General features: G+C 64.4%; 10 protein-coding genes and 1 tRNA gene. 9 read left to right on the top strand and 2 right to left on the bottom strand.

All coding sequences use genetic code 11. The features are described from left to right. Window positions 1-37 precede the first annotated feature (37 nt). The 4 genes from BMZ18_RS17735 to BMZ18_RS17720 are packed head-to-tail and all read left to right on the top strand — an operon-like array spanning window position 38 to window position 4,226. A complete protein-coding gene (locus BMZ18_RS17735; RefSeq protein WP_170851510.1) occupies window positions 38-1,420 on the top strand; it encodes a branched-chain amino acid ABC transporter permease in 1,383 nt (460 codons plus the stop codon). Window position 1,421: 1 nt separating this feature from the next. Further along, complete coding sequence (locus tag BMZ18_RS17730) at window positions 1,422-2,414, top strand: branched-chain amino acid ABC transporter permease (RefSeq protein ID WP_068101674.1); 993 nt, start codon at window positions 1,422-1,424, stop codon at window positions 2,412-2,414. Further along, window positions 2,404-3,420, top strand: a complete 1,017-nt coding sequence (locus tag BMZ18_RS17725; RefSeq protein ID WP_068364153.1) for an ABC transporter ATP-binding protein — start codon at window positions 2,404-2,406, stop codon at window positions 3,418-3,420. Before BMZ18_RS17730 ends, BMZ18_RS17725 begins: the two co-directional genes overlap by 11 nt. Next, window positions 3,417-4,226, top strand: coding sequence for an ABC transporter ATP-binding protein (locus BMZ18_RS17720; protein ID WP_068364150.1), 810 nt, complete (start codon window positions 3,417-3,419; stop codon window positions 4,224-4,226). Before BMZ18_RS17725 ends, BMZ18_RS17720 begins: the two co-directional genes overlap by 4 nt. A gap of 74 nt (window positions 4,227-4,300) precedes the next feature. Here BMZ18_RS17720 and BMZ18_RS17715 read toward each other — a convergent pair whose 3' ends face one another. Continuing rightward, on the bottom strand, window positions 4,301-5,494 hold the full coding sequence (locus BMZ18_RS17715; protein WP_235606538.1) for an ABC transporter substrate-binding protein: 1,194 nt from the start codon (window positions 5,492-5,494) through the stop codon (window positions 4,301-4,303). Here BMZ18_RS17715 and BMZ18_RS20120 point away from each other — a divergent pair. Continuing rightward, on the top strand, window positions 5,487-5,744 hold the full coding sequence (locus BMZ18_RS20120) for a hypothetical protein (protein ID WP_235606539.1): 258 nt from the start codon (window positions 5,487-5,489) through the stop codon (window positions 5,742-5,744). The genes BMZ18_RS17715 and BMZ18_RS20120 overlap by 8 nt on opposite strands. A gap of 88 nt (window positions 5,745-5,832) precedes the next feature. On the opposite strand, the gene BMZ18_RS17710 is transcribed toward BMZ18_RS20120, so the two are convergent. Then, on the bottom strand, window positions 5,833-6,435 hold the full coding sequence (locus BMZ18_RS17710; RefSeq protein WP_068364147.1) for an ANTAR domain-containing response regulator: 603 nt from the start codon (window positions 6,433-6,435) through the stop codon (window positions 5,833-5,835). A 121-nt stretch (window positions 6,436-6,556) separates the two neighbouring features. On the opposite strand from BMZ18_RS17710, the gene BMZ18_RS17705 reads away from it, so the two are divergent. From BMZ18_RS17705 to BMZ18_RS20115, 4 genes are all read left to right on the top strand, one after another. After that, a tRNA-Leu gene (locus tag BMZ18_RS17705) sits at window positions 6,557-6,630 on the top strand. Between the two features lie 753 nt (window positions 6,631-7,383). After that, complete coding sequence (locus tag BMZ18_RS17700; RefSeq protein ID WP_244516593.1) at window positions 7,384-10,491, top strand: type I restriction-modification system subunit M; 3,108 nt, start codon at window positions 7,384-7,386, stop codon at window positions 10,489-10,491. Further along, window positions 10,488-11,003, top strand: coding sequence for a type I restriction endonuclease (locus BMZ18_RS17695; RefSeq protein ID WP_244516592.1), 516 nt, complete (start codon window positions 10,488-10,490; stop codon window positions 11,001-11,003). The genes BMZ18_RS17700 and BMZ18_RS17695 overlap by 4 nt, the downstream gene beginning before the upstream one ends. 25 nt (window positions 11,004-11,028) lie before the next feature. Then, on the top strand, window positions 11,029-11,265 hold the full coding sequence (locus tag BMZ18_RS20115) for a hypothetical protein (protein WP_244516591.1): 237 nt from the start codon (window positions 11,029-11,031) through the stop codon (window positions 11,263-11,265). The last annotated feature ends 38 nt before the right edge of the window (window positions 11,266-11,303 follow it).

Raw genomic sequence — 11,303 nt, 5'->3', positions numbered from 1 at the left:
CCTCGGCGCCATTCGATCGTCCGAGAGGACCCACCGCGTGCCCCCCTCGAGTCCTCGGCGACCCGGCTCGGCACTGGCTACCGCCACTGCCGTTCGCGCGTTCGTCGTCGTACTCCTGAGCCTGATCACCGCAGCCACGTTCGCCGGCTCGGCCCTCGCTCAGGAGCCCACCACTCCACCGGCCCCGGCCCCCGCCACGTCGTCGGACAGCCCCGGCGCCACCCCGGCCACACCACCCGCCGACGCCGTGAACGTCAGCGGCAGTCTCAACAACGGCGGCGACCGGCTCGTCGGCGTGGACGTCCTCGCCGTCGACGCGTCCGGCGCCGAAGTCGCGCGCACCACGTCGGAAACCGGTGGGCGCTGGACACTTCCGGTGTCCCCCGGCGACTACACGTTCCGCATCGACCCCGAGACGTTGCCGGACGGCGTGTCCGTGCAGGGCGACGTGCAACGCACCGTCGTCGAGGGCCGCGCCAACACGGTCATCTTCAGTTTCGGTGAGGCTCGCACGGCGACGGTGGTGCCGTTCTACGAACAGTTCCTGCGGACCACGATCGACGGCCTTCGCTTCGGTCTGGTGATCGCGCTCGCCGCGATCGGGCTCAGCCTGATCTTCGGCACCACCGGACTGACGAACTTCGCCCACGGCGAATTGGTCACCCTCGGTGCCGTGGCGGCGTGGATCTTCAACGTCACCTTCGGCATCCAGTTGATCCCGGCCACTATCCTCGCCGTGATCGTGGGTGTCGCGGTCGGCTGGTTGAACAACGTCGGTCTGTGGAAACCGTTGCGACGGCGCAAGACCGGCCTGATCGGTCAGCTGGTGGTCTCCATCGGTCTCGCCATCGCGCTCCGCTACCTGATCCTCATCTTCTTCTCCGATCGCTCCGAGCCGTTCGCCGACTACCAAGCACAGCAGCAGCGCGAGTGGGGACCGTTCGCCATCACCGACGTCAACCTCGCCTGCATCGTCATCAGCGTCGTGGTGCTCGTTCTGGTCGCCCTCATGCTGCAGAAGACGCGTATCGGCAAGGCCATGCGCGCGGTGGCCGACAACCGTGACCTCGCCGCGTCGTCGGGCATCAATGTCGAGCGCGTCGTCACCTTCGTCTGGTGCATGGGCGGCGGACTCGCGGCCCTCGGCGGCGTGCTGTTCGGACTCTCCGAACTCGGCGGCCGCGTCCAGTGGGAGATGGGCTTCAAGCTCCTCCTGCTGATGTTCGCGGGCATCACCCTGGGCGGGCTCGGTACCGCCTACGGGGCTCTGCTCGGGTGCGTGATCGTCGGCCTGCTCGTGCAGTGGTCCACGCTGGTCATCAACCCCGACCTGAAATACATCGGAGGACTGCTCGTCTTGATCGTCATCCTCATCGTCCGGCCGCAAGGCATCCTGGGCTCGCGGCAAAGGATCGGCTGACATGGACATCATCGGAGCTCTCCAGGTCTCCCTGGCCCAACTCGTCGGACCGTCGGCGATTTTCTACGCGCTGCTCGCCATCGGCCTGAACCTGCACTTCGGCTACGCCGGACTGCTCAACTTCGGTCAGATCGGATTCGCCCTCCTCGGCGGATACGGCGTCGGCATCATGACCATCACCTACCAGCAGCCGCTGTGGCTCGGCATCATCGTCGGCCTCGCCGCCGCCGGCCTGCTCGCGCTCGTCCTCGGCATTCCCACTCTGCGCCTGCGTGCCGACTATCTCGCCATCGTCACCATCGCCGCGTCGGAAATCCTGCGGCTGGTCTTCCGGTCCACGGCATCGGACGGCGTCACGGGCTCCACCAACGGTCTCTTCGGCTTCGCCGATCCGTTCACGCGCCTGAGCCCCTTCGATTCCGCGAAGCAGTACGACTTCGTCGGAGTGAAGTTCTACGGCGACGACCTGTGGGCCATGGTGGTCGGCTGGTCGTTGGTCCTGGTGCTGTGCGGCCTCGTCTACCTGCTCACCCACAGCCCGTGGGGACGCGTGCTCAAGGCCGTCCGCGAGGACGAGGACGCCGCCCGCTCGCTGGGCAAGAACGTCTTCGTCTACAAGATGCAGGCGCTGGTGCTCGGCGGCATGATCGGCGGCCTCGGCGGTGTGTTCAACGCGCTGCAGACCAAGTCGATCAACCCGGACTTCTACTCCACGGCGCAGACCTTCTTCGCCTTCGGCGCCCTCATCCTCGGCGGCGCCGCGACGGTCTTCGGACCGGTCGTCGGAGCCATGCTGTTCTGGTTCCTGCTCTCGATTCCCGACGTCCTGCTGCGCCAGGCGGCCGCAGGACCCGATCCGCTGATTCCCATGACCGAACAGCAGGTCGGCGCAACCCGATTCGTCCTCCTCGGCATCCTCATCGCGGTGCTGATGATCTTCCGCCCGCAGGGACTGCTGGGCAACAAGCGGGAGGTACAGCTCGATGCCAAGTAGTCAGACCGTGGCGGCGCGGAAGCCGCTCGACGCCGAGACGCGCCGGTCGCTGTTCGCCGGCGTCGCCAACACTCCCGGTGTCGCCAAACCCGATCCGACCCTGGTGGTCGACGGCGTCTCGCGCACCTTCGGTGGCCTGAAGGCCGTCGACGTCGCTCACCTCGAGATCCAGCGCGGGTGCATCACGGGTCTCATCGGCCCCAACGGCGCCGGCAAGACCACCCTGTTCAACTTGCTGACGGGCTTCGACCGCCCGGACACCGGCACGTGGTCGATGGACGGCAAGTCGTTGGGCCGCATGACTCCGCATCAGGTGGCGCGTCACGGCGTGGTGCGGACCTTCCAGCTGACAAAGGCCCTGTCCAAGCTCACGGTGCTCGACAACGTGCGGCTCGGCGCCACCGGTCAGAAAGGCGAGCGCATCCTCAACACGCTGATGCCGTGGTCCTGGAAGGCCCAGGAACGTGAGGTCACCGAGCGGGCGAACGACCTGTTGGCTCGCTTCAAGCTCGACGCCAAGCGTGACGATCTCGCCGGATCGCTGTCCGGCGGACAGCGCAAGTTGCTCGAGATGGCGCGTGCGCTCATGACCGACCCGGCCGTCGTCATGCTCGACGAGCCGATGGCCGGCGTGAATCCGGCTCTGACGCAGAGCCTTCTGGGACACATCAAGTCACTGCGCGACGACGGCATGACGGTGGTCTTCGTCGAGCACGACATGGACGTCATCCGGGACATCAGCGACTGGGTCGTCGTCATGGCCCAGGGCAGCGTCATCGCCGAATCGGCGCCGGAGAACCTGGCCGACAACGAGGCCGTCGTCGACGCCTATCTCGGCAGCCATCACGACCAGGCGCTCGAGTTCGACGAGAACGGAAATCCCGTGGGCGCCACGGCCGAACTGGCCGAGGCGCTCGAACAGGCCGAGGCCGAGACCCTCGAAGCGGGTGGCGACCTCTCCGACGCCGAACCGGAGATCGATCTGGACAGGAAGACCACGTCATGACCGAACCCGCTGCCTCGCAGCTGACTCCGGCCGAACACGCCGCCACGCCGGAGGAGCACCGGCGGCTCGCCACCGACGCTCTCGTCCGCGCCGACGACCTGGTCGCCGGGTACATCCCCGGCGTGAACATCCTGCGCGAGTGCAACTTCTATCTCAACGACGGCGAGATCGTGGGCATCATCGGCCCCAACGGCGCCGGCAAGTCGACGTTGCTGAAGGCGCTGTTCGGCCTGATCCCCATCCGGAGCGGGTCGGTCACCCTGCGCGGGGACAACATCACCTCGGCCGAGGCGCACGTCCTGGTGACCAAGGGCGTCGGCTACGTGCCGCAGACCCAGAACGTCTTCCCCTCGCTGACCATCGAGGAGAACCTCGAGATGGGGATCTACCTGCGCCCCAAGCAGTTCCAGGAGCGATTCGACTTCGTGAGCGAGCTCTTCCCGCTGCTCGGCGAACGGCGCAAGGTCAAGGCCGGGGCGCTGTCCGGCGGTGAGCGACAGATGGTCGCGATGGGCCGCGCCCTCATGATGGACCCGTCGGTGCTACTTCTCGACGAGCCGTCCGCGGGTCTGTCACCCATGTTCCAGGACGAGGTCTTCATCCGCTGCAAGAAGATCAACGCGGCGGGCGTGTCCATCATCATGGTCGAGCAGAACGCACGTCGCTGCCTGCAGATCTGCGACCGCGGCTACGTGCTGGACCAGGGCCGCAACGCCTACACCGACACGGGCGCGAACCTGATGACCGACCCCAAGGTCATCGAGCTCTACCTCGGCACCCTCGCGGGGAGCAAGGAGAAGAAGTAGAGGCCCGCTCCCCCGCACACGAGAAACGGGCCCCGACTCCTCGCGGAGTCGGGGCCCGTTCTCGGTGGGGCGTGTCAGCCGCCGACGACGATGTAGTCCTCGGTGGTCAACGTGTTGTCCGGTCCGAAGACCAGCTTGCCGTAGGAGCCGACGCCCGGCTCACCGGAATCGGTGAACGCGAGCTCACCGGTGACACCGTCGTAGTCGATGTCGGTGCCGGCCTGCACCAGCGGCAGGCACTCCTGGTAGGACGTGCACTTCTGTCCGTCCTTGGTGACCGAGTTGATGTTGGCAGCAATGTCGGTACCCGCGGTCGACTTCGCCTGCTCCGCAGCCAGAGCGGAGACGATCACGGCGTCGTAGGACTCACCGGAGTAGTTGAAGTCCACCAGAGCCGGGTTGATCCCCTTGAGGCGGTTCTGGAAGTCCGCGCCGGTGTCGGTGAGCGGCGTGGTGCCCTTCATCGTGTCCAGCAGGCCCGGTCCGACGGACTCACCGAGCGCGTTGCCCATGTTGCCGTCGACACCGTAGACGGCCATGCCGTCGGACGGTCCGATCCCGATCTCGTGCATGCGGGTGATGATCTTGGCCGACTCCTCGAAACCGATGAGCGCCACCGCATCCGGGTCGAAGTTCTTCACCTGGTCGATCTCGGCGTTGAACGACTGCGCATTGGGGTCGTAGATGATCGTCTGGATCTGATCCGAGGCGATGCCGGCTTCCTCGAGGTTGGCCTGCGTGTTGCGGGCGAGGCCCGTGCCGTAGGGATCGTTCAGCGCCAGGATGGACACGCGCTGGCCGCCGTCCTCGGCGATCAGCTGCGACAGTGCCTGCGCCTGCAGCACATCCGTCGGAGCGGTGCGGAAGTACTGACCCTTGTCCGCGTAGCAGACGAACTGGTCGGAGGTGTTGGCCGGCGAGAACTGCACGACGCCCGCGCTCGCGATCTTGTCGATCACCTTGAGCGACACCGACGACGACGCGGCGCCGACGATGACGGACACACCCGCGGCGAGCTCGCGGTCGACGGTGGTGTTGGCGGTGTCGGTGGTGGTGTCGCCCGAGTCACCGGGGATCAGCTCGACGGGCTGGCCGAGGACACCGCCCGCGGCGTTGACGTCGTTGACGGCCAGCTGGACGCCCGCGACCTCCGGCGGTCCGAGGAAGGCGAGGCTGCCGGTCTCCGGCAACAGCGTGCCGATCTTGAGCGGGGTGGTGACGGGGGTCGCGCCGGCGGTGGCCTGCTCGGGTGTGCAGTCCGTGTTCACCGTCTGCTCCGCGGATGCGGACGCGCCGCCGGAAGCGCTGGTGTCGCCGCCGGAGCTCGAATCGTCGCTCGAAGAACAGCCGAACAGGGCGAGCGACGCCGCGCTCACCACCGCAGCCGTCCGAACGATGGTTCGTTTTGCCATCTGGGGTCTCCTCGAAATTGGGCGCACGGAATCGAAAGCCGTGACGCTCGTGAAGGTGAACTTAGCCCTCACGACGGCCCGGCGACCGGCCGATCGAGGCCTGTGACCCTACTGTGACGTGGGCACAGCCAGATTTGACGTCGTCGTAACGTGGCACCGCCGGGACGGCCCCGGGCGCACCTCGACGACGGTGATCACGGCGTGTCGGAGACCGGCCCGAGGGTCTCGACGACGATGCCCGCGACGGCCTTCATGGTGGTGCGTCGATCCATGGCGGCGCGCTGAATCCACTTGAACGCCTCGGGTTCCGAGAGGGACTGCGACGTCATCAGCAGACCCTTCGCGCGGTCGACGAGCTTGCGCGTGTCCAGTCGATCCTTCAGATCGGCGACCTCGCCCTCGAGCGCGGTGATTTCTGCGAACCGGCTGGTGGCCAGCTCGACGGCCGGCACCAGATCGGTCTTCGAGAACGGCTTGATCAGGTACGCCATGGCCCCGGCGTCGCGGGCCCGTTCCACCAACTCGCGCTGACCGAACGCCGTGAGGATCACCACCGGCGCCACTCGTTCCGCGGCGATCTCGGACGCGGCGTCGATGCCGTCACGCCGCGGCATCTTGATGTCCATGATCACCAGATCCGGCCGCGTCTCGCGCGCGAGGTCGACCGCGCGCTGACCGTCCGCGGCCTCGCCGACCACCTCGTACCCCTCCTCGCGCAGCATCTCCACGAGATCGAGCCGGATGAGCGACTCGTCCTCGGCGACGACCACCCGACGAGCCCGTGACCCTGCACTCATCGCCCACCTCCTCGGGTTCGCCGACCGCCGCGTCGCGCTCGGGCACTGCGAGGGTACCGGTGCGGCTCGGCCCACCTCGATCTTCTACACTCGAACACCGCACCGCTCGCGCGGCGCACACGCCCTCGTATCCCAATTGGCAGAGGAAACGGATTCAAAACCCGTGCAGTGTGAGTTCGAGTCTCACCGAGGGCACCGAACTTCCTGCGCTTTACCAGGGACCCCGGTCGCGAGCCGGAGCAGATGCCTCGACACAGGGTGCCTGCTCACCGTGAAGCGTCCCTGATCCTGTAGATCTACGATCGCACCAGAAGTGTGCCGGTGCGGCTGCACCAAGGATCTTTCACACGAGGACTCGTGAATCCTGTTCGGCCCGCCGGCTCAAAGGCGTCTGCTCCACGCTCTGAGCCGGCCACGACGTCGGTGTGATTCCCGGTTGCATGACGTCCGTTTCGGCCGGCGAGGTTGCCGTTCGCAACATGGCCAGGCCCGACAAGGGCGGTCGCGACCGTCAGCGCACGTACACCTGCTTCGAGCCGTGTTCTAGTACGTCGGACACCCCGAGGCTTGGCGCTGCACAGCCGTCGGGCCCAGACCGAGCCACTAGTAGACGGACGAACGCTCGATAGACGACCCGACGCGCAGCGTGCCGTCCATGGCACGGTATGCGGGTTATTCGACGACTGCCGATCCACGATTGACTCGGGTGCGGCCGAGTTCGACGTCCGAGGGCTCGGGGGTACTGGCAGGTGGGGCGGAGCGACCAAGGGACGCCGTGCCGCATGCGGGCCGAACGTTGGCCAGCCGGGATGAATGACGCAGTTCTTTCGGCGCCCTCTGGCATGCTGAACCGTGATCGAACAACCGACGAAGTAGTCTCGCTCATTTGTTCGAAATACGGTCAAATGGCATCGAAAGATGCCTACAGACACATTAGGAAGACCAGCTGTGGCACTCAAGAAGTCGGATCTTTACTCATCACTGTGGGCAAGTTGCGACCAGCTTCGTGGCGGCATGGACGCCGGCCAGTACAAGGACTACATCCTGACGCTGCTGTTCGTGAAGTACGTGTCCGACAAGGCCAAGACCAATCGAGACGCAAGCCTCATTGAGGTACCCGAGGGTGGCTCGTTCGACGACATGCTTGCCGCCAAAGGTGACAAGGAGATCGGCGATCGTTTCAACAAGATCATCGCCAAGCTTGCCGAGGCCAACGACCTGCGCAACGTCATCGACCAGGCCGACTTCAACGACGAAGAGAAGCTCGGCAAGGGCAAGGAGATGCAGGACCGCCTCTCCAAGCTGGTCACCATCTTCAACGACCTCGACTTCCGAGGCTCTCGCGCCGAGGGTGACGACCTGCTCGGCGACGCCTACGAGTACCTGATGCGCCACTTCGCCACCGAATCCGGCAAGAGCAAGGGGCAGTTCTACACGCCGGCCGAGGTCTCCCGCATCCTCGCCAAGGTGGTCGGCATCGGCCCGAACACCCGCCAGGACCAGACTGTCTACGACCCGGCCTGTGGCTCCGGTTCGCTGCTGCTCAAGGCTGCCGCCGAGGCGCCCCGCGGCATGACGATCTACGGCCAGGAGAAGGACAACGCCACCTGGGCGCTGTCCAAGATGAACATGATCCTGCACGGCAACGAGATCGCCGAGATCGAAAAAGGTGACACCATCACCAGCCCGCAGTTCACCAAGGGTGACCATCTGCGGACCTTCGACTACATCGTCATGAACCCGCCGTTCTCAGTGAAGTCCTGGAACAACGGCCTCGAGAACGACTACGGCCGCTTCGAGTACGGCCGCCCACCGGAGAAGAACGGCGACTACGCCTTCCTGCTGCACGCGCTCACCTCGCTCAAGAGCACCGGCAAGGCTGCGATCATCCTGCCGCACGGTGTGCTGTTCCGTGGCAACGCCGAGGCCACCATCCGCACCCGCCTGCTCAAGCAGGGCTTCATCAAGGGCATCATCGGCCTGCCGGCAAACCTGTTCTACGGCACCGGCATTCCGGCTTGCGTGGTCATCCTCGAAAAAGAGAACGCCCAGGCCCGCACCGGTGTCTTCATGATCGACGCCTCCAAGGGCTTCATGAAGGACGGCAATAAGAACCGCCTACGCAGCCAGGACCTCCACAAGGTCGTCGACACCTTCAACAAGCAGATCGAGATCGACCGCTACTCGCGCATGGTGCCGATGAGTGAGATCGCTAACCCGAAGAACGACTACAACCTCAACATCCCGCGCTACATCGACTCCTCCGAACCCGAGGATCTGCAAGACCTCAGCGCCCACCTGCACGGCGGCATCCCCGACCGCGACCTCGACGCACTCCAGAACTACTGGGACGCCTTCCCGCAGCTGCGCAGCCAGATCTTTGCGCCGAACCGCCCGGGCTACAGCGACCTGGCCGTCGACGTCAGTGCCGTGCAGCAGGCAATCTTCGACGCGCCCGGCTTCCATAAGCTCCGCGACGAAGCCACCGGCATCGTCGAAGACTGGTTCGCATCACACCGCAACGCCCTGGCCAGCATTACCGCCGACACCAAGCCGAACGACCTCATCGCGACTGTCAGCGATGACCTGCTGGCGCGTTTCACACCGATGCCACTACTCGACGAGTACGACGTCTACGAGCAGCTCATGACCTACTGGCATGACACCATGCACGACGACGTCTACCTCCTTATGGCCGACGGCTGGCAGGGCGCCGCCAAGCCGCGTCTGGCGATCGTTGACAAGGAGCGCAGCCTTTCTGAGACCCCTGACCTTGTCATCGGTTCCGGCAAGACTGCGAAAAAGTACAAGATGGATCTCATCCCGCCACAGCTGGTCGTCGCCCGCTACTTTGCAGGTGAACAGGCAGAAGTTGATGACTTCAACGTCACTCTCGCCGCCGCGACGGCCGCGTTGGACGTGCACGCTATGGAGCATGGAAGCGACGAGGGGTTATTACGGGAATCGACCAACGACAAGGGCAAGTACACCCAGCAGCTTGTGAACGCTGTCATCAAGGAAGCAAAAGCTTCGCATGACTCTGAGACCCTCGCCTGCGCACAGGAGGCGCTAGCTCTGGTCAAGGCTGAGGCGGATGCAAAGAAGGCGGCCAAGGAAGCGCAGACGGCGCTCGATATCGCCACGCTATCGAAGTACGGCGAGCTCACTGTGGCCGATGTGGAGCACCTTGTCCTTGACCACAAGTGGGCCATGACGCTCCGTGCATGCACCGCCAACGAGATCGTCGCCGTGGTCAGCGCTCTTATTGCACGGGTCCAACTGCTTGGGGGGCGTTACCATGCCACGCTCGCCGAAATTGACGAGGAGCTCAACGAGGCACGTCACGAACTTGCTGATTCGTTTCGGTTGATGGGGGTCGCAGACTTGGTGAGTGGAAAGCACCGTCTACCGGGATTCAGTGATCCCTGGCCCAGTACGAGGCTTGGCGATCATGTCACCTACGTCAAGACCGTGGCACTCTCGCGAGCACAGCTTGATTCTGAGTCGGCAACGCGATATCTGCATTACGGAGACATCCACACCTCGGAGGCCATTTACCTCGACGCAGCGACGGCATCGATGCCTCGCGCCCGGCCGGGGCTTTTAAAGAATGCTGGCCATCTCGAGCTCGGCGACCTGGTTTTCGCCGACGCTTCAGAAGACCCGGCGGGTGTAGGGAAATCGATCGAAATCACCAGCGTGCCGCCAGAGGGCCTGGTCCCTGGTCTTCACACGATTGCCGCAAGGTTCGACAAGAGCGTCATCGCGGATGGCTACAAGGCGTACTTGCAGTTCATCCCGGAGTTCCGAGATGCATTACTGCGGTTGGCTGCTGGGACGAAGGTGCTCGCAACTACTCGAAGCTACATATCTAGCCTCACTATCAGACTTCCCTCAATTCCAGAGCAGAAGGCCATCGTCGAGGTTCTGCAGCGCACGAACCGAGAGATCGATTTGAGTCAGAAGCGCCTTGCGAAGAGCAAGGACATTCAAGTAGCCATGAGGCAAGAACTGCTCAATGGTCGCACCCGGCTTGCTGTGGAGCCCCCGCTATGAGTGATGTAGGACAGATTGAACGTAAAGCCCAGAACCGCGTGGTGGCGCTGTTTCGCGATCAGCTCGGCTACGAGTACCTCGGCAATTGGGAGTACCGCGAGGGCAACTCGAACGTCGAGACCGCGCTGCTTGCACAGAACCTGCGTGCTCGTGGCTACGACGACAACCTGATCAACCGCGCCCTCGATCAGCTCGGCAAAGCGGCTTCGGTTGGTGCCGGCCACGACCTGTACGAGGCGAACAAGGACGTCTACGGGCTGCTGCGATACGGCGTGAAGGTCAAGCCTGGCGTCGGTGAGCAGACCGAGACCGTCTGGCTGATCGACTGGAAGAACCCCGAGGCGAACCACTTCGTGGTCGTCGAGGAAGTCACTGTCGCCGGCCAGCACACCAAGCGACCCGACGTGGTGCTCTACGTCAACGGCTTGGCGCTGGCCACACTGGAACTCAAGCGCTCCAAGGTCGCTGTCTCTGAAGGCATCCGACAGACTATCGGCAACCAGAAAGCCTGAGTTCATCCGCTCGTTCTTCTCGACCGTGCAGTTCGTCTTCGCTGGTAACGATGTCGAAGGGCTGCGCTATGGCGTCATCGACACGCCGGAGAAGTACTGGCTGGAGTGGAAAGAACCCTCCAACGTTGCTGACCCACTCGATCGGGCCCTGCTGCAGATGTGCAGCAAGCCGCGCCTGCTGGAACTGATTCACAACTTCATCGTCTTGGAGCTTGACCCGGTTTCCCGGACAGTTCGGGTTGGGTGTTCAGGCCACTTGTGAGGTGACCCGTCGATGGTAGGCGTGTTCGTAGTCCACTG

The sequence above is a fragment of the Rhodococcoides kroppenstedtii genome, from assembly GCF_900111805.1.
Classification (GTDB): domain Bacteria; phylum Actinomycetota; class Actinomycetes; order Mycobacteriales; family Mycobacteriaceae; genus Rhodococcoides; species Rhodococcoides kroppenstedtii.
Note: the sequence above shows the minus strand (reverse complement) of the source record. Positions and strands in the feature narration are given on the sequence as shown.